This window comes from Citrobacter sp. Cpo103 (genome assembly GCF_030332605.1).
GTDB classification, from domain to species: Bacteria; Pseudomonadota; Gammaproteobacteria; order Enterobacterales; family Enterobacteriaceae; genus Citrobacter; species Citrobacter portucalensis.
Genome location: NZ_JAOWHO010000023.1, coordinates 213,738 through 236,625, shown reverse-complemented (window position 1 = coordinate 236,625; position 22,888 = coordinate 213,738). Strand labels below are relative to the sequence as shown.

Here is a 22,888-nt window from a genome sequence, read left to right as displayed (position 1 = left end):
TAACCCTCTCATCGCACTCAGGATAAATCACACTCTACCATGCCAGCCATTGGGTCAATGCTCAGATTCGCCACTGTGGTGAAAATTCGTTATCATCCGTTCCCACACCTCATTCTGGCCGCCTGATGTCTACGATCCTCGATACCTTTATTGCCCCGCCTTGCCATGACGAGATAGAGACCCTCTATCAGGACGAGCATCTGTTGCTCATTAATAAACCCAGCGGGTTGCTTAGCCTGTCGGGCAAAAATCCGCAGAATCTCGATTCGGTACATCACCGGCTGGTACAGATTTACCCTGGCTGCACGCTGGTACATCGGCTTGATTTCGGCACTTCTGGGCTGATGGTGGTCGCTCGTAACAAGGCTATCAACGCCGCGCTTTGCCAGCAGTTCAGCCAGCGTACGGTCACTAAGGTGTACAGCGCGCTGTTATGCGGGCATCTGGAAAACGACGAAGGGGTTATCGATGCAGCGATTGCTAAAGACCCGGCGCTGTTTCCATTGATGTCGATTTGTGCTCTCAACGGCAAACCCGCACGCTCGCGCTATCAGGTTATCGAGCGCTTTTATCATCGTCAGGAAGAGGGGACGCTGCTCCCCTTGACGCGGGTACAACTGACCCCTGAAACCGGGCGCACCCATCAACTACGGATCCATTGTCAGCAGTTAGGACATCCCATTTTAGGGTGTGATTTGTATGGCGGGCGTTTGCTGCCTGGCACTGAACAAACGCCGCGATTGATGCTGCATGCCAGTGAACTGCATTTCAGGCATCCCATTAGTGAAGCGTGGATGAACGCCAAAAATGACAGCCCGTTTTGAGGCGAAAAAAAGCCGCCTGGCGGCGGCTTTTATGAGGTTATCGCGCAGCGCGTTGTAAAATAACCGCTGACGGCTGGCGTTGTAGAAACCGCATCCGCAGCATCATCAGTATCGCCGCAGAGGTCAGGCCGATAATAAAGCCCATCCAGAATCCCGCTGGTCCCATCCGGTCAACTACCAGATCGGTAAGCGCCAGAATATAACCGCTCGGCAGACCCAGCACCCAGTATGCCGTAAAGGTAATAAAGAAAATGGAACGCGTATCTTTATAACCACGCAGGATCCCGCTGCCAATAACCTGGATAGAGTCCGAAATTTGATACACCGCGGCCAGTAACATGAGCTGAGCCGCCAGGGCGACAACTTCCGGGTTATTGTTATAGAGCAGGGCAATATGCTCGCGGAATGTCACGGTGAAAATCGCCGTTACGACAGCCATGCAGACACCAACACCCAGACCCGTTCTGGCTGCAGTTTGCGCATCCAGCGTGGAGCCCTGGCCCAGACGATAGCCGACACGAATGGTGACGGCGGCAGCCAGAGACATCGGCAGGACGAACATTAACGAGCTGAAGTTCAGTGCGATTTGGTGTCCGGCTACGTCGACAATCCCCAGTGGAGAAACCAGTAGCGCGACCACCGCAAACAACGTCACTTCGAAAAATAACGCCAGCGCGATAGGTAAACCCAGCTGTACCAGACGCTTCATTACTGCAGTGTCAGGTTTCTGGAAACCACGCTCATTACGGATATCGCGCATCGAACGCGCACGTTTGACGTAAGAAAGCATGGCGATAAACATCACCCAATAAACTGCTGCTGTTGCCACACCACAACCTACGCCGCCCAGTTCCGGCATGCCTAAATGCCCATAGATGAAAACGTAGTTGACCGGAATGTTCACCAGCAGGCCGAGAAAGCCCATCACCATCGCTGGTTTAGTCTTGGCTAATCCTTCGCACTGGTTACGGGCCACCTGGAAGAACAGATAACCCGGTGCGCCCCACAGCAGGGCACGCAGGTAACCAACGGCTTTATCTGCCAGCGCTGGGTCAATGTTATGCATGGAGCGAATAATGTACCCCGCGTTCCATAGCACAACCATAATCAGAACAGAGACGCTGCCCGCCAGCCAGAATCCCTGACGTATTTGATGGGCGATACGGTCGCGGCGTCCGGAACCATTGAGTTGCGCAATTACTGGGGTCAACGCCAGTAGCAGTCCATGACCAAACAGAATGGCCGGTAGCCAGATGGACGTACCAATGGCGACGGCCGCCATATCCGTCGCGCTGTATCCGCCCGCCATAACGGTATCGACGAATCCCATTGCGGTTTGAGCGATTTGCGCAAGAATCACCGGAATTGCCAGAGCTAATAACTGACGCGCTTCACTTACATACTTTTGCACGTGTACACCACTATATTGTTGTTATTTGAGAGACTAAAAAAGCCGCCTTATATGGCAGCAAGGAGAAAAAGCAGGGGAAATTTCAGTCTATTGTAGCGAGGAATACGTAATTCTCCAGTGAAAAAACAGGCGCTGGTGGCGCATTGCTGGCAACCTGAATTTCCACCTGCTATTGTGCTGTGCAGAGATGTCTTAATTGAGTTCAGGAGTAGGAAGTATGTTTACGGGTATTGTGCAGGGCACCGCAAAATTGGTGTCCATTGATGAAAAACCAAATTTTCGTACGCATGTTGTGGAGTTGCCTGAATATATGCTGGATGCGCTGGAGACCGGCGCATCGGTTGCCCACAATGGGTGCTGCCTGACGGTCACCGAAATTAACGGTAACCAGATAAGCTTCGACCTGATGAAAGAAACGCTGCGTATCACCAACCTGGGCGATCTGAAGGTCGGAGATTTGGTTAACGTTGAACGTGCGGCAAAATTCAGTGATGAGATTGGCGGACATTTAATGTCGGGCCATATTATGACCACTGCCGAAGTGTCGAAAATTTTGACCTCGGAGAATAACCGTCAGGTGTGGTTTAAAGTCCAGGATCCGTCGCTGATGAAATATATCCTGTACAAAGGATTTATTGGTATTGACGGAATCAGTCTGACGGTCGGTGAAGTGACGCCGACGCGTTTCTGTGTGCATTTGATTCCGGAAACGCTGGAGCGCACTACGCTTGGCAAGAAAAAGCTGGGCGCACGGGTTAATATCGAAATCGATCCCCAAACGCAGGCGGTGGTTGATACCGTTGAACGTGTCCTGGCGGCGCGTGAAAGCGCCATCAGCAACATAACGGGCGAAGCGGGAGCCTAAGCCAGAGAGTAAAGCCCCCGTTGCTACGGGGGCGAAAACGATTAGCGGGGAACGCGCAGACCGTGTTCAACACCGCGGGAAAATACCACCTGCCATAGCTGAATGTCGCGAGCACGAAACGCCCCGGCGCAGGCGTTCAGATAATAGCTGAACATCCGTTTGAAACGTTCGGTATAGTTATCGGCGATTTCAGGCCATGAGTTCATGAAACGCTCGTGCCATGCCATCAGCGTCGTGTCGTAATCAGCGCCAAAATTATGCCAGTCTTCCATCACAAAATGCGGTTCGCTGGCGTTGGCAATCTGGCGAACTGACGGCAAACACCCGTTTGGGAAGATATACTTATTGATCCACGGATCAACGTTATTGTCGGTTTTTTTGGAGCCGATGCTGTGCAGTAAAAAGAGACCATCCGGTTTTAAATTACGATCGACCACCTCAAAATAGGTGGCGTAGTTCTTCGGTCCAACATGTTCAAACATGCCGACGGAGACAATGCGGTCGAATTTGTCGTTCAGGTCGCGATAATCCTGCAGCAAAATGGTGACATCCAGCCCAGCGCAACGTTCCTGTGCCATTTTCTGCTGTTCTGCCGAAATGGTCACACCCACCACGCTCACACCATATTGCGATGCCATAAACTGGGATAAACCACCCCAGCCACAGCCAATATCAAGCACCCGCATTCCTGGCTTCAGTTGCAATTTTTCAGCAATCATTTTGAGCTTCGCCTGTTGGGCAGATTCCAGAGTGTTGGCATCTTTCCAGTAGGCGCAGGAATACTGCATATAGGGGTCAAGCATGCGGGTAAAGAGATCGTTGCCCAAATCGTAATGTTCTTTGCCGACCATCCACGCACGTTTTTTGGTCTGTAAATTGAACAGGCGAGCCGTGGCGATACGTAGCGTATCTTTAAAGTGGCGGGGGAGTTGGTTTTCAAGACCGGCGCGCAAGACTTTACTAAAAAACATGTCCAGCCTGTCGCATTCCCACCAGCCATCCATATAACTTTCACCCAACCCTAACGATCCTTCCTGCAATACGCGTTTGAAAAAATCGGGGTTCTTTACTCGAATATCAGCCGGTGCAGGGCCATTAATGGCAATGCCTGCACGGCTCAATAATTCATTGGTAATGCGGTACCAGTCATCATCCGGTACGCTGACGTCTTCTATACATGATGAACTCATAGCTTCTCCATCACTGGTCGGTGATCAGAACCTTAAAACAGCGTAGACGCTTTTTTGGGCTTTGTGAGAAATCTCACGGAATTAATCCGCGAATCTATAATCCGACGTAGAACAGAGGAAGGGAGAAACCCTTGCCGAAAAGGCCATCCGTGGTAAAACGGGAACGTTCTTGTCCCCGTTAACGCATTAAAATTATCGTTTTTTTAACAACTGAAAATCAGTATATGCCTGAATTTTTGACGATTCAACCAATAATTGTTAGCGAGCTAACTAAATGCCCGCAACCATTATTAGTGCGACTCTCCGTGGGCAACTTGCGCACGATCATCTGTTTGCGGGGCGTCAGTTTTCTGCGATTGCATTTTGTAACCCACAGCAGCCAGCAATACTGTTGTCAGCATAACGCTGGTGGTGGTGAGCAGCGGGGTGGCAATCAACCAGGAAACGACAAGGCTTGCCAGGAAGCATAAACCCAGTTGCAGCGTATTCTGCAATGCGGCTGCGCGTCCCGTGGCCTGTGGGAAAGGGCGTAATGCCTGCGCGACAACGATAGGGTAGATTGCGCCGTTCGCAATCGCCATAACGCAGAATGGGATCAGGATTTCAGCCAATGCAACATGATGAATAAAACCGGTCGCCCAGGTGCCTACAACGCTGAAGGCATACAGGATGAGTAACCAGGGCAGCAGCTGACGACCCTGCCATTTTTGCAGCGCTGCACGACAGCCGTAACCACCAATTAAGAAGGCGATAGTTTGCGGAACATAGCTCAGACCAATTACCGCTGGGCTATAACCCATTTCGCTGAGGATGAACGGGGAACCCGTCAGCCATGCGAAAAAGCTCGCGGAACAGGCGGCATAAATCAGCACGTTTCCACGGTAAGTTTTCGAGCGCAGCAAGGTGGCGAAAGTCAGTTTATCCTGGCTGTCATCGCGTGCTTTAGCCGTTGGCTTTAGACGCAGAGCCGGAAGCATCAGAATCAGAGTAATGGCAAACAGAGTGGCAAAAATGGCCTGCCAGGAAAAATGTACCAGGATCCAACTGCCTAATAGCGGGGCGAGTGCAGGAGATAACCCTACCAGCGGCATAATAGTAGCAAAGATGCGGTTTACTTTTTGTGAAGGATAATAATCGGTAACCAGCGCTTGCCAGATAACCGATGCCGCACAGACGCCAACGGCCTGAACAAATCGCAGTACCAGTAGACCAGTGGCGTTTTCAACCCACAGCATGCCCAGGCTGCCCAGTGCGAAGATAGATAAACCCAGCAGCAAAATAGGCTTGCGACCATAGTGGTCCGAAAGCGGTCCCCACAGTAGTTGTGCGACGGCAAAACCGGCTAAGAACAAGCTCAGGCTGGCGCTGACAGCAGATGCAGGTGTTTGCAGATCGGACTGAATAGCAGCAAAGGCGGGTAGATACATATCCGTTGCCAGAAAACCAAGCACGCTAAGACCAGCCAGCCAGACTAAAAACCCTTTCCCAGGTTGCATCATCATTTCTCTTTTTTAGCAGTAGAACAATGCCGCTGAGTGTAGTGAGTGTAATTCTCGCTGTGAAACGCTAATATTTGCTTACTGATTTCAAATTTTTTGCAGGCAGAATATGTGGTCGGAATATTCACTTGAAGTGGTTGATGCGGTTGCGCGTAACGGTAGCTTTAGTTCGGCCGCGCAGGAGCTGCACCGTGTACCTTCGGCGGTAAGCTACACCGTGCGCCAGCTGGAAGAGTGGCTGGCGGTGCCACTTTTTGAGCGACGCCATCGGGATGTTGAATTAACGCCTGCCGGGGCATGGTTTTTAAAAGAAGGCCGCTCTGTTATCAAAAAAATGCAGATCACGCGCCAGCAATGTCAGCAAATTGCTAACGGCTGGCGCGGACAGCTGGCGATCGCCGTCGATAACATTGTCCGCCCGGATCGTACCCGACAGATGATAGTGGATTTCTACCGTCACTTTGATGATGTGGAATTGTTAGTTTTTCAGGAAGTGTTTAACGGCGTGTGGGACGCACTGTCTGATGGACGCGTGGAACTGGCCATCGGTGCCACACAGGCCATTCCGGTCGGGGGGCGCTATACCTTCCGCGATATGGGAATGCTGAGCTGGAGCTGCGTGGTAGCCAGCCATCATCCACTGGCGTCAATGCCTGGACCGCTAAGTGATGACACGTTGCGCAACTGGCCGTCACTGGTGCGCGAAGATACCTCCCGAACATTGCCGAAGCGTATTACCTGGCTGCTGGACAACCAAAAGCGCGTAGTCGTGCCGGACTGGGAATCCTCAGCGACCTGTTTGTCCGCGGGATTGTGCGTGGGCATGGTACCGACGCATTTTGCCAAACCGTGGATCGATAGCGGCAAATGGGTTGCGCTGCAACTGGAGAACCCTTTTCCTGATGCCGCATGCTGCCTGACATGGCAGCAGAACGATACGTCACCGGCATTGAGTTGGCTGCTGGACTATTTAGGGGATAGTGAAACGTTGAACAAGGAATGGCTGCGGGAGCCAGATGAGACTCCCGCACAACAGGCTTAACGGCGGTAATCGCGGAACGGACCGTCGGCAACGGAGCGACGCTCAACCAGGCGCGGATGCACCTCGATAGACTGTGACTCTTCACGTTTATTCACGATACGGTCTAACAGCATGTTGAAGGCCGTTTCACCCAGTGAATCCTTCGGCTGGTGAATGGTCGTCAAGGCCGGCGTGAAGAAGCGGGCGTTGCGCACGTTGTCGTAGCCGATGAGTGAGACATCCTGCGGTACGCGCAGTCCCATTTCGTCAGCGGCGCACAGCGCACCCATTGCCATAATATCTCCACCGCAGAAGACCGCGGTCGGACGATGAGACTGCGACAGAATTTGCTGCATGGCGCGATAGCCGGATTCAGGCTCAAAATCGCCCTGGACAATCCAGTTTTCAGGCACTTTAATCAGCGCTTCTTCCATCGCTTTCATAAAGCCAGCCAGACGCCCGGCCCCGGTGTTACGTTCCATTGGGCCAGGGATCACGCCAATCTCACGATGACCGCGTTCTACCAGATACCGGCCCGCCATGTAACCGCCTTCGAAGGCGTTATCAATGACCGTATCGGTAAAGTCGGCTTTTGCTTCGCCCCAGTCCATGACGACCATCGGGATATGGCGATACTCTTCGAGCATCGAAAGCAGAGACTCCGGATACTCAGAACACATCACCAGCAGACCATCAACGCGCTTTTGCGCCATCATCGACAGATAAGCCTGCTGCTTTTCGAGACTGTTCCATGCGTTACCCAGGATCAGGGTATAGCCTTTCTGGAAACAGTTTTTCTCAACGGCTTCGATAATTTCGGCGAAATAGGCCGCTTCGCTGCTGGTCGCCAGCAAGCCGATAGACTTGGTGTGATTTACCTTCAGGCTGCGGGCAACTGCGCTCGGAGAATAGTGCAGTTCTTTGATTGCTGCCCAGACAGCATTACGTGTTTCTTCCGCGACAAAGCGCGTCTTGTTAATTACGTGTGATACGGTTGTAGTGGAAACGTTTGCTCGCTTCGCTACATCTTTAATTGTTGCCATTACATCTCACTCCAGACCATATCCTAAGCTCCTGAGAATACTCCAGGTAAACGTTTGCCTTTACACACCCTTATCGCAACGTAAGGGTTGCGGCACGCCGGGAAAACGACACGGAACGTCAGGAAGGGGTCAATGGCCGGTACGCTAATCAAGTAAGCGTGGAATTTTGTCTGATCTTAACGAAAAGGGGAAGAGTTAAAAGCAGTTATCAATATAAATCGTGAGAGATTTTTGCTTTCAAGTGTGTAAAAATGCGCAATATCACTTTTTGTGTGGGAATAAAAAGGAGAAAACTTGATGAGCACCGATCTGAAATTTTCGTTAGTGACTACCATTATTGTTCTGGGTTTGATCGTCGCGGGTGGTCTGACCGCAGCGCTGCATTGATTTCCCCGAGGGAGTTAGCTCTCCCTCATCCCTTCGACTCGTTTTTCCCCTCTATTGTTTGCGAATAAGCAAAAGTCTTTTGCAGTTTTGTTAACTTTATTAATTTTGCGATCAATGTCATGCTTTTGACTCTTATTTTATGTCGTGCCACGGCTCGACGATACGGAGTCGAAATATGAAAATCAATTACCCTTTACTGTCGCTGGCAATCGGGGCGTTTGGTATTGGCACCACCGAGTTTTCGCCAATGGGGTTATTGCCCGTCATTGCCAAAGGTGTGGACGTCTCGATTCCGGCGGCTGGCATGCTGATCAGCGCTTATGCAGTAGGTGTGATGGTAGGTGCACCGCTGATGACATTGCTGCTGTCTCATCGTGCGCGACGTAATGCTTTGATATTCCTGATGGCGATTTTCACGCTGGGTAATGTGCTTTCGGCTATCTCGCCGGATTACACCACGCTGATGCTATCGCGTATTTTGACCAGTCTTAACCATGGAGCCTTTTTTGGTCTCGGTTCTGTGGTTGCAGCCAGTGTGGTACCCAAACATAAGCAGGCCAGCGCTGTGGCAACGATGTTTATGGGGTTAACTATCGCCAATATTGGCGGCGTTCCGGCGGCGACCTGGCTTGGTGAAACCATCGGCTGGCGCATGTCGTTTATGGCCACTGCAGGGCTGGGCGTCATTGCGATGGTCAGCCTGTTCTTCTCATTACCCAAGGGTGGAGCAGGAGAGCGCCCGGATGTCCGTAGCGAACTGGCGGTACTTATGCGCCCGCAGGTGCTGTCGGCGTTACTGACTACCGTACTGGGTGCTGGGGCGATGTTCACGCTGTATACCTACATCTCGCCGGTTCTGCATACTATCACTCATGCTACACCGGCATTTGTTACCGGGATGCTGGTGTTGATAGGTGTTGGCTTCTCGATCGGTAACTATTTTGGCGGCAAACTGGCTGACCGTTCAGTCAACGGTACGCTAAAAGGCTTTTTACTGCTGCTGATGGTTATTATGCTGGCCATTCCTTTCCTTGCGCGTAATGAGTTGGGAGCGGCGGTCAGTATGGTGGTCTGGGGCGCGGCGACGTTTGCGGTCGTTCCACCGTTGCAGATGCGTGTGATGCGCGTTGCCAGCGAAGCACCTGGATTATCATCGTCAGTCAATATTGGCGCGTTTAATCTGGGGAACGCACTGGGGGCTGCGGCCGGTGGGGCGGTAATATCTGGCGGCCTGGGCTACAGTTTTGTGCCGGTAATGGGGGCGATTGTGGCGGGTCTTGCGCTGCTGCTGGTGTTCATTTCCGCAAGAAGACAGCCTGAAGAGGCTTTCACTACCGCGAATTAATGCAAAAACGCAGAAGGAAGTCCTTCTGCGTTATCTTTTTTATGCTGCGAAGTTCTTCGCAACAAATTCCCAGTTCACCAGTGCCCAGAAATGTTCCAGGTAGCCAGGACGAGCATTGCGATAATCGATGTAGTAGGCGTGTTCCCATACGTCAACGGTCATCAGCGGCGTCGCGTCGGTGGTCAGCGGAGTACCTGCGTTGGAGGTGGAGACGATAGCCAGTTTGCCATCCGTTCCTTTAACCAGCCAGGTCCAGCCAGAACCGAAGTTTTTGATAGCGGCATCGGTGAATTGCGCTTTGAAATCTGCAAAGCTGCCAAAGGAAGCGGCGATTGCATCGGCCAGTTTACCGGTCGGTTCACCACCTGCGTTTGGTGCCAGGCAGTTCCAGTAGAACGTGTGGTTCCATACTTGTGCTGCGTTATTGAATACACCGCCTTCAGAGCTACGAACGATCTCTTCCAGTGATTTGCCTTCAAACGCCGTGCCTTTAATCAGATTGTTCAGATTGGTCACGTAGGTTTGATGGTGTTTGCCATAGTGATATTCCAGCGTTTCGGCAGAAATGTGCGGTGCCAGAGCATCTTTGGCATACGGTAATGCAGGTAATTCAAACGACATTGCTTCTCTCCTTATTATTTATATTGAGTACACACAATAGCCTCATTGTGAGTAAGGATAGGGTAGCAAATTGAAAGGTTATGCAAAAGAAGAACTTACCCTACAGTATGTTCTGTAGGGTAAGTTTTTAGCGAATTGTTTTTGGCGTCATTACCCGACGAGCGCCCACATAGTGGCGCTGCCAGTAATCTTCGCTCAGAGAGGTGATTTGAATTTCCTGCCCGCTGCGCGGTGACTGAATAAACTTACCGTTGCCGACGTAGACGCCGACGTGATCGGCTGTGCCGCGACCCTGGGTACGAAAGAATACCAGATCGCCATTTTTCAGTTCGCCACGTTCAATTGGTGCGGCATCACGCAGATGGTACATTTCATTCGCGGTACGCGGAATGCGGAACTTCACCAGATCTTTATAGGCGTAATAAACCAGACCGCTGCAGTCAAACCCGGTTCTTGGCGAGGAGCCGCCCCAACGATAAGGTTTACCGATTTGGTTCATCAAGGTGGACATAGCTGTTTTAGTCGCTTTCTGCACTTTCACTTTATGTGCGTCAGCAAGCGTAGTCGGTGCAGTGGTTTTCACCTTCACGCAGCGTGGTTTATGACCTTTGCGCGGTGTGCATTTTTCCGTCCAGGTAACGGCTGCGGTTTGTGCTGCGGCAGTTTTACCACGGCGATTTGCAGTTTTAGTCGACTTTGCCGGAGTGGCAGTGCGTTTTTTAGAAGAGGAAGCGGTTTTGGTGCTGGTTTTGCTGGTGGTCTTTGTCGCCGTTTTCTTACTGGTCTTTGTTGTTTTTTGGCTGGTTGTTGCGCTTTTCTTTTTATCTACCGTTTTGATGGTGTGAGAATTGGTAGGTGTCGTCCTGGCCTGCTTGGAAGCATGAGCCATAGGCGTAAAGGGCAGTGTAGTAAAAAGCAAAGCACAGAGCGTGATCGAGATTCGGTTTATCCGCGCCACTGAGCAGTCCTCTGGTAAGGCAGGTCTATCGTGCCTGCGTGTGATTTTCAAAACTTGATGATTCTAATCTATAGAAAGAGGGAAAGTTAATAGCTTTTTTTGTTTAAAACTATGTTTCGTAACCGACCGCAAAAAAAAACAGCAATTAACGTTTGAGTTGGTGAACGGATAATCAAATCCACATGTTTGAAGGGGATAAGTGAGATTGTGAATGCAACTTTTAGCGTCAGGGGATAAAATAATAACGCGTAATGAAAATGTTATTTTCCGTTGCCTGTCTGACCCGTTACAATGTCAGACTACTGCCGTAAAAGAAGTTTAAGGAAGCAAGATAATGAGCACCACTATCGAAAAAATCCAGCGCCAGATCGCTGAAAACCCGATTCTCCTGTACATGAAAGGTTCCCCTAAACTGCCAAGCTGCGGTTTCTCCGCACAGGCTGTGCAGGCGCTGTCAGCCTGTGGTGAACGCTTTGCTTACGTTGATATTTTGCAGAACCCGGATATTCGCGCCGAACTGCCGAAATACGCAAACTGGCCGACCTTCCCGCAACTGTGGGTTGATGGTGAGCTGGTTGGCGGTTGTGACATTTTGATCGAAATGTACCAGCGCGGTGAGTTGCAGCAGCTGATTAAAGAAACAGCAGCGAAATACAAAACCGAAGAGCCGGACGCTGAGTAATACCAGCAGAAGTAAAAAAGCGACCTGAAATGGTCGCTTTTTTTATATCGCCGTTACGCTTCTTCAGGCACGGGAAGAGGCCAACCGCCGAGACGTTTCCAGCGGTTAACGATTTCGCAAAACAGCACGGCCGTACGTTCGGTGTCATACAGCGCCGAGTGCGCCTGATTCCCGTCAAACTCCATTCCCGCCGCCAGGCACGCTTTTGATAACACAGTCTGCCCCAGAGACAGGCCGCTTAATGCCGCCGTATCAAAGGTTACAAATGGGTGGAATGGATTACGTTTGAGTGAGGCGCGTTCTGCTGCAGCCATCATGAAACTGTGGTCGAACGTAGCGTTATGCGCCACCATGATCGCCCGATTGCAGCCGCTGTCTTTAATGCCTTTACGCACCATTTTGAAGATGGCATGCAGAGCATCATATTCGCTGACCGCACCGCGTAGCGGATTGTTAGGGTCAATACCGTTAAAAGCGAGCGCTTCCGGTTGCAAATTGGCACCTTCAAACGGCTCTACGTGGAAATGTAACGTCGTGTCCGGCATCAGCCAGCCTTGTTCATCCATTTTCAGTGTGATGGCGGCAATCTCAAGCAGCGCATCGGTTTTGGCATTGAACCCTGCGGTTTCGACATCAATGACGACAGGATAAAAACCACGAAAACGGTCACACAGACCGGAAAGTTGAGCGTTATCGGACATCTGGGTCTCTTAATACGGGAAAATTGCAGCGCGTATTATGGCAAAATGATGAGTATAAAACTATGGGCACAGACGATCTGCGCCCGAGGGGGAGATTAATCGCCCAGGCCGCGCCCGGCGTCTTTCTCTTCGATCAGCTCAATTTTGTAGCCGTCCGGATCTTCAACGAACGCAATCACTGTGGTGCCGCCTTTTACTGGACCTGCTTCACGCGTTACGTTACCGCCATTCTGGCGAATACGTTCACAGGCTTCAGCCGCGTTGTCTACGCTCAGGGCTATATGGCCATAGGCAGTACCCAGATCATACTTGTCGACACCCCAGTTATAGGTCAGTTCGATTACTGCTTCACTGGTTTCAGGACCGTAGCCGACAAAAGCCAGAGAGTACTTGTATTCAGGGTTTTCGCTGGTACGCAGCAGCTTCATGCCCAGCACGTTGGTATAAAACTCGATGGAACGCTGCAGGTCACCCACGCGCAGCATGGTATGGAGTAAACGCATCTTTTTCCCCTTCAAAAATGGCTAATACATTCAAAATGTTGTTTTAGTATAGCGGCGTTGTTACGCCGCTATCAATGTCAGAACGGAGATTGTGACGTTAGAGGGTAGGATAGTCGGTGTAACCTTCCGCGCCGCCGCCGTAGAAGCTCTCGGCACGTTGCGGATTCAGTTCTGCTTTGCGTTGCAGACGCGCCACCAGATCCGGGTTAGCAATATAGGCGCGACCAAAAGCAACGGCGTCGATCAGACCTTTCTCGATCAGCGCTTCTGCTTTTTCTGGGGTGTAAGCACCAGCACCAATGATAGGACCGTGGAAGCGTGCGCGAACTTTTTCGCGGAACGCATCGGAATACGGCTCGCCACCGGCCCAGTCCGGCTCAGACATGTGCAGGTAAGCGATTCCGCGCTTGCCCAATTGTTCAATCAGATACAGCGCATCGGCTTCTTCGTTCGGACCGTTGTCAACGTTCTGGAAAGTGCCAATCGGGGAGACGCGAATACCAATGCGATCGGCACCCCATTCTTTAATACCGGCGTCAACCACTTCCAGCACCAGACGCGCACGATTTTCGACGCTGCCACCGTATTGATCGGTACGCTGGTTAGACGTTGGCGACAGGAACTGGTGCAGCAGGTAGCCGTGGGCAGAGTGCAGTTCAACCATATCGAAACCTGCCACGCGCGCATTGGCTATCGCCTGACGGAAGTCATTAACGATACCCGGAATCTCTTCTGTTTCCAGCGCACGTGGCATTGAAGTATCGGCACGCGTTGCCAGGCCGTTTTCATCACGTAGCGAGGTGCGGGTTCCAGCGCTAATCGCGGAAGGTGCAACTGGAGCTTGGCCGTTTGGCTGCAGACTGGCGTGAGAGATGCGTCCGGTGTGCCACAACTGGACAGCAATATGACCTTGCTCAGCGTGTACGGCAGCAGTGATTTTCTTCCATGCGGCAATTTGCGCTTCGCTGTGTAAGCCGGGTGCTCCGGCATAGCCTTTCGCCTGTGCGGAAATCTGCGTCGCTTCGCTGATGATAAGACCCGCGCTGGCGCGTTGACGGTAATACTCGGCCATCAGCGGAGTAGGGATGTCGCCAGGCTCAATACTGCGCAGACGCGTCAGTGGCGCCATAAATACGCGGTTTGCTGCCGTAATGGCACCCACTTTCAGTGGGGAAAACAGTTTTTCAGATGACATGTGATACTCCTGAATAGACCGGTCGTCTAGTAATAAAGAAAATAAAAACGCCTGTTAAACGGCAGGCGTTGTGATGATGTTTTTAACGTGCGCCAGCGCATTTTCCAGCGGAGTGGCGCTACGAGAAATCTTGGCCTGCAGGTTGGCGCCAAGCCACAGCGCATACAGTACCTGCGCCTGCTGTAACGGCTCGCCAACAAAAGACAGACAATGGCTGGCCTGACCTTTCTCCAGCGCCTGCGCTAACAGCACAATAATGTGCCGCGCGCCTTTATCCATCGCAGTGCGCATATCTTCTGACAGATCGCACACTTCGGCAGACAGTTTTACTGTTAAACAGCCGCTAATAATGCCGTGCTGGCTAAACTGGTTCAGGGTTTCCTGATAGTAGGCCAGAATGCGGTCGCGGTAGTTTCCCGCTCCCGTATCAAAGTGCGTAGCCAGTCGCCGATGATAGGCAGCATAGTGGCGTTCCAGCATCGCGACACCGAACGCTTCTTTAGAGCGAAAGTAATGATAAAACGAACCTTTGGGTACTTCAGCGGTTTTCAGTAGTTCGCTTAAACCCATGCCGGTGAAGCCGCGCTGCATACACAGCAGTTCGCCAGTCGCCAACAGATGTTCGCGTGTATCGTGTTCAGTGATTTTGTTCATGAAAACGAGTGTAATAGACCAGTCGGTCTAATGCAATAGCGCTTGCGAGAAATTCAGTTAACGTCTTCAATAGGTATATCAATCTTATTAAAGGAGGGGATGTGGCCGAACAGCTGGAGTTTTTCCCCGTCCAGAGCCCATGCCGTGGTATATGTCAGTCTGACGAACGCGGCTTTTGCCGTGGCTGTTTTCGCAGTCGGGATGAGCGTTTTAACTGGCAAAAGATGAGTGATACCCAAAAGCAGGAAGTGCTGCGGCTTTGTCGTCAGCGCCTGATGCGTAAATTACGAGCAAACAAAGCCAACCCTTCGGAAGAACCGCAACAACCTTCACTCTTTTAAAAGCGTAATTGCGTATACTCGAGGCACATTCACTTAAAAGGAAGCTGCTATGGTTCAGCGTATTACTATTGCGCCGCAAGGCCCGGAATTTTCTCGCTTTGTGATGGGGTACTGGCGCCTGATGGACTGGAATATGTCCGCGCGCCAGCTAGTCAGCTTTATTGAAGAGCATCTGGATCTTGGCGTGACCACCGTCGATCACGCCGATATTTACGGTGGATACCAGTGTGAAGCGGCGTTTGGTGAGGCAATGAAGCTGGCTCCGCATTTGCGTGAAAAAATGCAGATTGTGACCAAATGCGGGATCGCGACGACGGCGCGCGCGGAAAATGCGCTGGGCCACTACATCACCGACAGTGCACATATTATTGCCAGTGCAGAAGAGTCGCTGAGGCTGTTGGCGACCGATCATATTGATCTGCTGCTGATCCACCGTCCCGATCCGCTTATGGATGCTGACGATGTCGCCGACGCTTTTAAAAAATTGCACCATAGTGGCAAAGTGCGTCACTTTGGCGTCTCCAACTTTACCCCTTCACAGTTTTCGCTGCTGCAATCGCGTCTGCCGTTTACTCTGGCGACCAACCAGGTAGAAATTTCACCAGTACATCAGCCGCTCCTGTTGGATGGTACTTTAGATCAACTGCAACAGTTACGTATTCACCCGATGGCCTGGTCCTGTCTCGGCGGTGGTCGCCTGTTTAATGATGATGCTTTCCAGCCTTTACGTAATGAGCTTGCCGTGATCGCAGAGGAGTTGAATGCGCAGTCTATTGAACAGGTGGTATACGCCTGGATTTTACGTCTGCCGTCTCAGCCGCTGCCGATTATTGGCTCAGGAAAAATAGAGCGTGTACGTGCTGCCATTGAGTCTGAATCGCTGAACATGTCTCGCCAGCAATGGTTCCGCATTCGTAAAGCGGCGCTGGGTTACGACGTACCCTAATCGCGTTTTTGGCGCATCTCCGTTCAAATTTGTGTCACTGGTTTACACTTAACAATCAGACACCTTTTGGACGGAGGTCTTATGAAGCGTTTGAGTTTGGCCATTATCACTCTACTCGCCTGTGCAGGTGCGCAGGCTGCCAGTGAAGAAAAAGTGACGATGAATCTGGTCACATCGCAAGGCGTCGGCCAGGCGATTGGTACGGTCACTATTGCTGAAACCGCAAAGGGGCTGGAGTTTACGCCCGATCTGAAGGCGTTGCCGCCAGGTGAACATGGCTTCCATGTGCATATGAACGGCAGCTGCCAACCGGCAATTAAAGATGGGAAAGCCTCAGCCGCAGAATCGGCTGGCGGCCATTATGATCCGCACCAAACCGGCAAACATGAAGGCCCGGAAGGCGCAGGTCATATGGGCGACCTGCCGCTATTGGTGGTGAATAACGACGGTAACGCTACAACGCCGGTCGTTGCGCCGCGGCTTAAAACGTTCGATGAGGTTAAAGGTAAAGCGCTGATGATCCATGTGGGCGGCGATAATATGTCCGATCAACCGAAACCGCTTGGCGGTGGCGGAGCACGCTATGCCTGTGGTGTTATCAAATAATCAACGACTGAGAGTGCCCGGCGGCGGCGCCTGTTCGAGTTGTGAAAGCGAGCAGTGTAGCCGCCAGACCAGTGCCGACAGTTCCTGCGCAGCGGGTTGATGATGGTGGGCAAGCGTATCGCAGATGCGCTGTAGCTCATTCAGTGTGGCATTCAGTGGTCGTTGCTGGACGCCACGCTCGCTCATTACATCGCGCAGCAGCGAGATACACACGTCCCTGACGCGAGCCAGCGGATCGGAACGCGCCTCCCAGGTACGCAGTTGCCACACCACGTGCGAGCAGTTCAGTAAAACGACCCCCCAACGTAATAACCAGCGTCGCGCCAGCGCATCCTGACTGTTGCTGAGCTGGCTGACGTGATGATAGGTCAGCGATTCAAATTCGTTTTCACTGAGTGATGGATGTCGGCTGAGCTGATCGACAAAATCCCGGCGCAGGGCGCGAATATGGCGGCGACTTTTCCGTGCATCCGATCCGGGGCGCAGAATGGCGAAGGCCAGCCATGACAGCGCCACGCCGGTGATTTTCGCCATATTGTCATTCAGGAAATCAGCAAAATCATATACCGGCGGATTGGTTACCGCGATAAACGAACCCATAAATACAATCAACTGCCCCCAAAGACCTGCCAGGGCAGGCATTTGTAGCTTCAACAGTTGCATGGTGGCGAGTAGCGGGAAAAGAAAGAGAATAAACTGCCAGAGGTCGGAAATTTGCACCATCAGGCCAAACTTAACCACAAAGCTAAATAGCGACAGTAGAACCAGCGTACGCATCAGCAAAGAAAGCGACTTGAACGGTGTGGCAACGGCGGAATACAGCACACTGCTGATCGCAGCGAGCGTGAGTGCGCCAGAGCCTGATTCCCATTGTGCGCCAATGCTCCATGCGCCGATAAGCATCAAAGTGCAGAACGTACGCAACCCGCTCCAGATAGCTTCCGCATTATCGGTATGACGGGCAAGCCCCGGCGTGCGGGCGATATTAATACGCTCGGCGGTAACACCATTTTCCAGTAAATGCAGATAATGGCTGCTGCGCAGGTAGAGCCGACAAAAATAACGCAGTCGTTGCCAGAAGGCGACGTGTCGATAGTCGCGGGCATCGACGGGCCGCAGTGGGGCAATAATACGTGCGACAGTGTAGCTATTCGCATTGGATTTGATTAGTTCGCTGAGCAACTGTTCGATGATTTCCCGGGTATTGGACGGAGGATTAGGCCAGTTCAGCAGCATCCTGCGCAGACTGGAAATCACGCTGGTCATGCGTAACTGCTGGTGCAACAGCGAATTGAGCAAAGCATTCTGGCGACGAAAACGATAATGACTCCAGAAAGCCTGAATACGCAGCAGGTTCATGGTCAGAATCTGCCCGATAACACCTTCATGGGCTGTGCGAATGGCATCCGTGGTTTCTGGTTGCCAGAGTAGGCTGGCATGTTCCAGTAAACGTGAATGCATGTTTTTCAATGCAGTCAGTAACGTGGTGCCATCGGAGGTGCTGGGCAGGATCATCATCATCACGCCGCCACACAGGATACCGACGATGACTTCACACACACGTGCCTGCGCGATATCCCATAACTGTGTAATTTCCACGGTATTGACCATGGGAAACGCAATGATCGCCGCCGTATAACCCGCCAGTTGAAAGGCGTAGGCAACGTTATTGGTGAAATGCGCACAGGCCCAGGTACAAAATCCGATCCACACTGACATGCTCAGCAAAAACAGCCACGGCTCATTGAGAGTATGACCGGCAATAATCAATGCGGCGGTGGCTCCCAGTAGGCTACCCGCCACGCGACCCAGACTTTTGCTGATAACCCCGCCAACGGTGGGAAAACTTACCACCGCCGCCGAGGTCATCGCCCAGTAGGGCTCATCCAGATTCAGATAATAAGCAAAAGTTAACGCGAGGCACATCGCAATGGTGTTACGCAGCGCATAACGCCACTGTGCCGCCGTGGCTTTAAACCACGGCAAATTGCCTGGTGTCAGGCGGGGCAGTTTCATTTACGCTGGCCGATGGATACGCTGCAGGTTGTACCTGACACCAGCGTGACCTCCCGCGGCAGGGCGTCGAATTCGATGCGTACCGGGACACGCTGCGCCAGACGCACCCACGGCACGTTGGGTTTGATGTCGGGAATCAGGCCGGAATCACTTTCCACACTTTGATCGTAGATGGCACGGCCAATACTGGAAACGTGACCCTGTAACTTTATATCGCCGCTGTAGAGCGTGATAAGGGCGGGCGCACCCTCGCGAATGTGGCGTAACTTAGTTTCTTCAAAATATCCCATCACATAAAAAGAGTGACTGTCGACAAGGGCAAACAGGGGCTTACCGGTTGAGGCGTAATCACCGGTACGGGTAGACAGGTTTGTGACCCAACCCGCTACGGGGGCTTTGACCACCGTTTGCGTCAGTTGCCACTGGGCCTGGCGCAAACTGGCCTCAGCCGCTTCAACGCTTGCCTGCATGGCTTTTACGTTGAGATTTGCGGTATCCAGATCCTCGGCTGAGATGTAATTTTGCGATAAATGACGGCGGCGGTTGGCTTCGTTATTGGCTTTCGCCAGGTCAGACTGCGCTTTTGCCAGTTGCGCTTGCGCATTCAGTTCAGCAATGTGAAATGGCGTCTTGTCGATAATAAAAAGGACATCGCCTTTATTCACAAACTGGTTATCTTTTATATAGAGTTCGCTAATGCTGCCTGACACTTGCGGCGTGATGCTGACCTGCTCAGCACGTACTTTGCCATCACGTGTCCAGGGCGATTGCATATAGTAATTCCACATCCACCATCCGGCGAAAACTGCGATTGCAGCGACTATAATAGTGGAGAAGTATTTAACGGTTTTAAGCGACATAATCACCACGCTATCAGCATAACAAAGGCCAGACATACGCAAAGCGTAAAGAGTGACAGATCCATTAGCAGGGGATGCCAGATTTCGCCGGAGTAAATCCAGTCGCGCAGCAGGCGATGAACAACCAGCCAGAGAATAAATCCTGCTACAATCGACTTGAAAACAGGAGGGAAGTAGACAGATGCGCCGATCATTAAATCCTGTAGGGGCAATCCTGTTGCATTAAATATAAACTTCACGGGCAAAATCCTTGACGGAAGAGAGCATTGCTATAGGTTTAGCAAAAAAGAGACAATGAGTCTCTGTAACGCATAATGTCTGAAAAAATGTCAGCCGGTAAGCAAATTTGGCAATACATTTGTTTTGGGAATACAAATGCTGCACACTATTCTAAAATCAGCACAATAACTTAGCAAGCTAATTATAAGGAGATGAAATTGGAATCGCCATTAGGTTCTGATCTGGCACGGTTGGTGCGCATTTGGCGTGCTCTGATTGACCATCGCCTGAAACCTCTGGAGTTGACGCAGACGCATTGGGTTACGCTGCACAACATTCATCAGTTGCCGCCGGATCAATCGCAGATTCAGCTGGCTAAAGCGATTGGCATCGAGCAGCCTTCGCTGGTACGTACGCTTGACCAGTTGGAAGAAAAGGGACTCATTTCACGACAGACTTGCGCCAGCGATCGTCGAGCTAAGAGAATTAAACTGACAGAGAAGGCTGAGCCGCTGATCGCTGATATGGAAGCGGTGATCAACAAAACACGTGGAGAAATTCTGGAAGGGATTTCAGCTGAGGAAATTGATCTGCTGATTAAGCTGGTTGCCAAACTCGAACACAATATTATTGAACTGCAGTTACAGGATTGAAACGATAAGTTACGTGTGGCCAGAGCCTGACCACACGTGAATTCGATTAGCGTGGAGACACGGTAACCTGGCTGCCGTTGTTAGCCATAACAACGCGCTGGCCGGCTGAAAACTTGGTCGCACCCTGTTTCTGAACCACCATGATGGTATTACCATCATCCTTACGGATTTCCAGTTCCACACCCTGGGTTTTATTCATCGCACCTTGTACGCCTTGACCCGCTACGCCACCGGCAACTGCACCTGCAGCCGTCGCTAATGAACGACCCGTACCGCCGCCGACGGTGTTACCAAGGAACCCGCCGAGTACCGCACCACCAATAGCACCAATCACGTTTGCGTCATCGCCACCCTGGATTTGCACCGGACGAACATGAACAATCGTACCGTAGGTAACGTTCTGAACTTGTTTCGCTTCGGATGCGGTATACACGTCACCTGAAAGGCTATCATTGTTAACGCAACCCGCTAAAGATACGCCCATTAATGAAACAATCAGCACACGTTTAATCATTTACAAATCTCCTTTGTCACCACGAAACGCTAATAAAACACCCTTCATGGTTAAATTATATGGCATTTGTGAGCCTAAGGTCACATGTTCTACTGGAACAATATGAAAATCTTAACCGAAATCGGATCAACCGAGTATAAACGAATCATTCATGTAATTGATGTAATTAAACGATCATTGTAATGATTAGCCACCAAAAATCATTAAGGAAGCATGGCATTAGTCGACACTTTATGGTTGAGTGTCAAGGCTAATTTGCTTAAAAGGATGACCTATGAAATCGGGCCGTTTTATCGGTGTAATGTCTGGAACCAGCCTTGATGGCGTCGATGTTGTGCTGGCGACAATAGATGAAACGATGGTTGCGCAGCAGGCGAGTCTGACCTGGCCCATCCCCATTCATGTTAAACAAGCGATTCTGGATATCTGCCAGGGGCAGCAGCTTACACTTTCTCAGTTTGGTCAGTTAGATGCACAGCTCGGTTATCTATTTGCTGAGGCGGTGAATGCGCTGTTGGTGCAAGAAAAATTGAAACCGCAGGATATCGTTGCGATTGGTTGTCACGGGCAAACCGTGTGGCATGAACCGAACGGTGCTGCGCCGCACACGCTGCAAATTGGTGATAACAACCAGATTGTCGCGCGTACCGGGATAACCGTAGTCGGCGATTTTCGTCGACGTGATATCGCCCTTGGCGGGCAGGGTGCACCGCTCGTTCCCGCGTTTCATCAGGCACTGCTGGCACATCCAACGGAACGGCGAATGGTGTTAAATATCGGCGGGATTGCCAATCTGTCTCTGCTTATTCCGCAACAACCCGTTCGCGGATACGACACCGGGCCGGGCAATATGCTGATGGATGCCTGGATCTGGCGGCAATGTGGCCAGCCCTACGACAAAGATGCGCAGTGGGCCATTTCAGGAACGGTGATCTTACCGTTGCTGCAGAATATGCTTAACGACCCTTATTTTTCCGCGCCTGCGCCGAAAAGCACCGGCCGTGAGTATTTTAATTACGGCTGGATAGAGCGTCATCTGGCGCAGTTTCCGGGAATTAGCCCACGAGATGTACAGGCGACGCTTGCCGAACTGACGGCAGTAACCATTTCAGAGCAGGTCTTGTTAAGCGGCGGCTGTGATCGACTCATGGTATGTGGTGGTGGCAGTCGTAATCCACTGCTGATGATGCGTCTGGCGGCATTATTACCGGGTACAGAGGTCACCTCAACCGATGAAGCCGGGATCAGCGGTGATGATATGGAAGCGTTAGCCTTTGCATGGTTGGCGTGGCGAACACTGGCCGGATTGCCGGGAAATTTACCGTCTGTGACTGGGGCGTCAGAGCCGAGTGTTTTAGGGGCAATTTATCCTGCCAATCCGCGAACTCAGAGTTAACTGAAATTATTCAGCGCGGTATGCCGGTAAACTAAGGATATTAGGGAGGGTGCCATTACCCTCCAGGACCAGGAAAGTCTTCAGGATATGGCTATGAAAAAACTGTTGTTAGTGTGTCTGCCCGTACTACTTAGCGGTTGTAGTGTGTACAACCAATTTGTCGAGCGTATGCAAACGGATACGCTTGAATACCGCTGCGACGAAAAACCGCTGACCGTGAAGCTGAACAATACCCGCCAGACGGCAAGCTTTGTTTATGATAATCAACTATTGAACCTCAAACAGGGCGTGTCGGCATCAGGTGCACGTTATACCGATGGTATCTACGTATTTTGGTCTAAAGGCGACGAGGCAACGGTCTATAAACGAGACAGAATTGTGCTAAATAACTGTCAGTTACAGAACCCGAAGCGTTGAGATTTTCACCTGGGCGGCGCA

Annotated in this window: 25 protein-coding genes and 1 pseudogene; 12 read left to right on the top strand and 14 right to left on the bottom strand. The window is 51.4% G+C overall.

Translation table 11 applies throughout. From position 1 onward, the window contains the following. Positions 1 to 125: 125 nt before the first annotated feature. Positions 126 to 824: an RluA family pseudouridine synthase gene (locus OGX89_RS06715; protein WP_126956297.1), complete on the top strand. Its 699-nt coding sequence runs from the start codon at positions 126 to 128 to the stop codon at positions 822 to 824. A gap of 37 nt (positions 825 to 861) precedes the next feature. Here the strand turns inward: OGX89_RS06715 and mdtK are convergent, their stop codons facing one another. After that, positions 862 to 2,235: a multidrug efflux MATE transporter MdtK gene (gene mdtK, locus OGX89_RS06710; RefSeq protein ID WP_126956299.1), complete on the bottom strand. Its 1,374-nt coding sequence runs from the start codon at positions 2,233 to 2,235 to the stop codon at positions 862 to 864. 217 nt (positions 2,236 to 2,452) lie between these two features. On the opposite strand from mdtK, the gene OGX89_RS06705 reads away from it, so the two are divergent. Continuing rightward, positions 2,453 to 3,100, top strand: coding sequence for a riboflavin synthase (locus tag OGX89_RS06705; RefSeq protein ID WP_003832752.1), 648 nt, complete (start codon positions 2,453 to 2,455; stop codon positions 3,098 to 3,100). Between the two features lie 41 nt (positions 3,101 to 3,141). On the opposite strand, the gene cfa is transcribed toward OGX89_RS06705, so the two are convergent. Both cfa and punC read right to left on the bottom strand, forming a co-directional pair. Continuing rightward, entirely contained in the window at positions 3,142 to 4,290 is a 1,149-nt protein-coding gene (cfa, locus tag OGX89_RS06700; protein ID WP_003832753.1) for a cyclopropane fatty acyl phospholipid synthase, read from the bottom strand. Between the two features lie 290 nt (positions 4,291 to 4,580). Further along, positions 4,581 to 5,786 (bottom strand): purine nucleoside transporter PunC, encoded by a 1,206-nt coding sequence (gene punC, locus OGX89_RS06695; RefSeq protein WP_032943314.1) that lies wholly within the window; start codon positions 5,784 to 5,786, stop codon positions 4,581 to 4,583. Between the two features lie 112 nt (positions 5,787 to 5,898). Here punC and punR point away from each other — a divergent pair, with 112 nt between their 5' ends. After that, positions 5,899 to 6,831 (top strand): DNA-binding transcriptional activator PunR, encoded by a 933-nt coding sequence (gene punR, locus OGX89_RS06690; RefSeq protein ID WP_003029215.1) that lies wholly within the window; start codon positions 5,899 to 5,901, stop codon positions 6,829 to 6,831. On the opposite strand, the gene purR is transcribed toward punR, so the two are convergent. Continuing rightward, positions 6,828 to 7,853: an HTH-type transcriptional repressor PurR gene (gene purR, locus OGX89_RS06685; protein ID WP_003832757.1), complete on the bottom strand. Its 1,026-nt coding sequence runs from the start codon at positions 7,851 to 7,853 to the stop codon at positions 6,828 to 6,830. The two genes, punR and purR, sit on opposite strands and share 4 nt — an antisense overlap. Before the next feature lie 297 nt (positions 7,854 to 8,150). Here purR and cydH point away from each other — a divergent pair, with 297 nt between their 5' ends. Beyond that, on the top strand, positions 8,151 to 8,240 hold the full coding sequence (cydH, locus tag OGX89_RS06680) for a cytochrome bd-I accessory subunit CydH (protein ID WP_003029209.1): 90 nt from the start codon (positions 8,151 to 8,153) through the stop codon (positions 8,238 to 8,240). A 175-nt stretch (positions 8,241 to 8,415) separates the two neighbouring features. Beyond that, positions 8,416 to 9,585, top strand: a complete 1,170-nt coding sequence (locus tag OGX89_RS06675; RefSeq protein ID WP_003832758.1) for an MFS transporter — start codon at positions 8,416 to 8,418, stop codon at positions 9,583 to 9,585. A 39-nt stretch (positions 9,586 to 9,624) separates the two neighbouring features. On the opposite strand, the gene sodB is transcribed toward OGX89_RS06675, so the two are convergent. Together sodB and OGX89_RS06665 are read right to left on the bottom strand one after the other, a co-directional pair. Next, positions 9,625 to 10,206: a superoxide dismutase [Fe] gene (gene sodB, locus OGX89_RS06670; RefSeq protein ID WP_003029205.1), complete on the bottom strand. Its 582-nt coding sequence runs from the start codon at positions 10,204 to 10,206 to the stop codon at positions 9,625 to 9,627. A 127-nt stretch (positions 10,207 to 10,333) separates the two neighbouring features. Then, positions 10,334 to 11,164 (bottom strand): C40 family peptidase, encoded by an 831-nt coding sequence (locus OGX89_RS06665; protein ID WP_003832759.1) that lies wholly within the window; start codon positions 11,162 to 11,164, stop codon positions 10,334 to 10,336. Between the two features lie 334 nt (positions 11,165 to 11,498). Between OGX89_RS06665 and grxD the strand changes: the two genes are divergently transcribed. Further along, positions 11,499 to 11,846: a monothiol glutaredoxin 4 gene (grxD, locus tag OGX89_RS06660; protein WP_003832760.1), complete on the top strand. Its 348-nt coding sequence runs from the start codon at positions 11,499 to 11,501 to the stop codon at positions 11,844 to 11,846. Between the two features lie 53 nt (positions 11,847 to 11,899). On the opposite strand, the gene rnt is transcribed toward grxD, so the two are convergent. The 4 genes from rnt to OGX89_RS06640 form a co-directional block, all read right to left on the bottom strand. After that, entirely contained in the window at positions 11,900 to 12,547 is a 648-nt protein-coding gene (rnt, locus tag OGX89_RS06655; RefSeq protein WP_003029200.1) for a ribonuclease T, read from the bottom strand. A gap of 95 nt (positions 12,548 to 12,642) precedes the next feature. After that, positions 12,643 to 13,050 carry a lactoylglutathione lyase gene (gene gloA, locus OGX89_RS06650; protein ID WP_003832762.1) on the bottom strand — a complete coding sequence of 136 codons (408 nt, stop codon included), beginning with the start codon at positions 13,048 to 13,050 and terminating at the stop codon, positions 12,643 to 12,645. Positions 13,051 to 13,147: 97 nt separating this feature from the next. After that, a complete protein-coding gene (locus OGX89_RS06645) occupies positions 13,148 to 14,245 on the bottom strand; it encodes an alkene reductase (RefSeq protein ID WP_063941544.1) in 1,098 nt (365 codons plus the stop codon). A 54-nt stretch (positions 14,246 to 14,299) separates the two neighbouring features. Continuing rightward, positions 14,300 to 14,899, bottom strand: a complete 600-nt coding sequence (locus tag OGX89_RS06640) for a TetR/AcrR family transcriptional regulator (RefSeq protein WP_003832766.1) — start codon at positions 14,897 to 14,899, stop codon at positions 14,300 to 14,302. Between the two features lie 101 nt (positions 14,900 to 15,000). On the opposite strand from OGX89_RS06640, the gene OGX89_RS06635 reads away from it, so the two are divergent. From OGX89_RS06635 to sodC, 3 genes are all read left to right on the top strand, one after another. Continuing rightward, positions 15,001 to 15,240 carry a DUF1289 domain-containing protein gene (locus OGX89_RS06635; RefSeq protein ID WP_003832768.1) on the top strand — a complete coding sequence of 80 codons (240 nt, stop codon included), beginning with the start codon at positions 15,001 to 15,003 and terminating at the stop codon, positions 15,238 to 15,240. 49 nt (positions 15,241 to 15,289) lie between these two features. Then, positions 15,290 to 16,186: an aldo/keto reductase gene (locus tag OGX89_RS06630; RefSeq protein WP_126956301.1), complete on the top strand. Its 897-nt coding sequence runs from the start codon at positions 15,290 to 15,292 to the stop codon at positions 16,184 to 16,186. A gap of 81 nt (positions 16,187 to 16,267) precedes the next feature. Continuing rightward, a complete protein-coding gene (gene sodC, locus OGX89_RS06625) occupies positions 16,268 to 16,792 on the top strand; it encodes a superoxide dismutase [Cu-Zn] SodC (RefSeq protein ID WP_126956303.1) in 525 nt (174 codons plus the stop codon). Here sodC and OGX89_RS06620 read toward each other — a convergent pair. From OGX89_RS06620 to OGX89_RS06610, 3 genes and pseudogenes are all read right to left on the bottom strand, one after another. Then, positions 16,768 to 18,808: pseudogene (locus OGX89_RS06620) on the bottom strand (FUSC family protein). The gene sodC and the pseudogene OGX89_RS06620 overlap by 25 nt on opposite strands. After that, on the bottom strand, positions 18,805 to 19,668 hold the full coding sequence (locus OGX89_RS06615; RefSeq protein ID WP_032934449.1) for an efflux RND transporter periplasmic adaptor subunit: 864 nt from the start codon (positions 19,666 to 19,668) through the stop codon (positions 18,805 to 18,807). The pseudogene OGX89_RS06620 and the gene OGX89_RS06615 overlap by 4 nt, the downstream one beginning before the upstream one ends. Positions 19,669 to 19,670: 2 nt before the next feature. Continuing rightward, positions 19,671 to 19,907, bottom strand: coding sequence for a DUF1656 domain-containing protein (locus OGX89_RS06610; RefSeq protein ID WP_063941548.1), 237 nt, complete (start codon positions 19,905 to 19,907; stop codon positions 19,671 to 19,673). Between the two features lie 192 nt (positions 19,908 to 20,099). Here OGX89_RS06610 and slyA point away from each other — a divergent pair, with 192 nt between their 5' ends. Then, entirely contained in the window at positions 20,100 to 20,540 is a 441-nt protein-coding gene (gene slyA, locus OGX89_RS06605) for a transcriptional regulator SlyA (protein ID WP_126956305.1), read from the top strand. Positions 20,541 to 20,586: 46 nt separating this feature from the next. On the opposite strand, the gene slyB is transcribed toward slyA, so the two are convergent. Continuing rightward, entirely contained in the window at positions 20,587 to 21,054 is a 468-nt protein-coding gene (gene slyB, locus OGX89_RS06600; RefSeq protein WP_003029175.1) for an outer membrane lipoprotein SlyB, read from the bottom strand. Between the two features lie 274 nt (positions 21,055 to 21,328). Here slyB and anmK point away from each other — a divergent pair, with 274 nt between their 5' ends. After that, positions 21,329 to 22,450 (top strand): anhydro-N-acetylmuramic acid kinase, encoded by a 1,122-nt coding sequence (gene anmK, locus OGX89_RS06595; protein ID WP_003832781.1) that lies wholly within the window; start codon positions 21,329 to 21,331, stop codon positions 22,448 to 22,450. 87 nt (positions 22,451 to 22,537) lie between these two features. Continuing rightward, positions 22,538 to 22,867, top strand: coding sequence for a C-type lysozyme inhibitor (mliC, locus tag OGX89_RS06590; RefSeq protein ID WP_003029170.1), 330 nt, complete (start codon positions 22,538 to 22,540; stop codon positions 22,865 to 22,867). Positions 22,868 to 22,888 lie beyond the last annotated feature (21 nt).

Coding starts and splice junctions, on each gene's coding strand:
- OGX89_RS06715 (WP_126956297.1), top strand. CDS start 126: ATGTCTACGATCCTCGATACCTTTATTGCCCCGCCTTGCCATGACGAG.
- OGX89_RS06705 (WP_003832752.1), top strand. CDS start 2,453: ATGTTTACGGGTATTGTGCAGGGCACCGCAAAATTGGTGTCCATTGAT.
- cfa (WP_003832753.1), bottom strand. CDS start 4,290: ATGAGTTCATCATGTATAGAAGACGTCAGCGTACCGGATGATGACTGG.
- punC (WP_032943314.1), bottom strand. CDS start 5,786: ATGCAACCTGGGAAAGGGTTTTTAGTCTGGCTGGCTGGTCTTAGCGTG.
- punR (WP_003029215.1), top strand. CDS start 5,899: ATGTGGTCGGAATATTCACTTGAAGTGGTTGATGCGGTTGCGCGTAAC.
- purR (WP_003832757.1), bottom strand. CDS start 7,853: ATGGCAACAATTAAAGATGTAGCGAAGCGAGCAAACGTTTCCACTACA.
- cydH (WP_003029209.1), top strand. CDS start 8,151: ATGAGCACCGATCTGAAATTTTCGTTAGTGACTACCATTATTGTTCTG.
- OGX89_RS06675 (WP_003832758.1), top strand. CDS start 8,416: ATGAAAATCAATTACCCTTTACTGTCGCTGGCAATCGGGGCGTTTGGT.
- sodB (WP_003029205.1), bottom strand. CDS start 10,206: ATGTCGTTTGAATTACCTGCATTACCGTATGCCAAAGATGCTCTGGCA.
- grxD (WP_003832760.1), top strand. CDS start 11,499: ATGAGCACCACTATCGAAAAAATCCAGCGCCAGATCGCTGAAAACCCG.
- rnt (WP_003029200.1), bottom strand. CDS start 12,547: ATGTCCGATAACGCTCAACTTTCCGGTCTGTGTGACCGTTTTCGTGGT.
- gloA (WP_003832762.1), bottom strand. CDS start 13,050: ATGCGTTTACTCCATACCATGCTGCGCGTGGGTGACCTGCAGCGTTCC.
- OGX89_RS06645 (WP_063941544.1), bottom strand. CDS start 14,245: ATGTCATCTGAAAAACTGTTTTCCCCACTGAAAGTGGGTGCCATTACG.
- OGX89_RS06640 (WP_003832766.1), bottom strand. CDS start 14,899: ATGAACAAAATCACTGAACACGATACACGCGAACATCTGTTGGCGACT.
- OGX89_RS06630 (WP_126956301.1), top strand. CDS start 15,290: ATGGTTCAGCGTATTACTATTGCGCCGCAAGGCCCGGAATTTTCTCGC.
- sodC (WP_126956303.1), top strand. CDS start 16,268: ATGAAGCGTTTGAGTTTGGCCATTATCACTCTACTCGCCTGTGCAGGT.
- OGX89_RS06615 (WP_032934449.1), bottom strand. CDS start 19,668: ATGTCGCTTAAAACCGTTAAATACTTCTCCACTATTATAGTCGCTGCA.
- slyA (WP_126956305.1), top strand. CDS start 20,100: ATGAAATTGGAATCGCCATTAGGTTCTGATCTGGCACGGTTGGTGCGC.
- slyB (WP_003029175.1), bottom strand. CDS start 21,054: ATGATTAAACGTGTGCTGATTGTTTCATTAATGGGCGTATCTTTAGCG.
- anmK (WP_003832781.1), top strand. CDS start 21,329: ATGAAATCGGGCCGTTTTATCGGTGTAATGTCTGGAACCAGCCTTGAT.
- mliC (WP_003029170.1), top strand. CDS start 22,538: ATGGCTATGAAAAAACTGTTGTTAGTGTGTCTGCCCGTACTACTTAGC.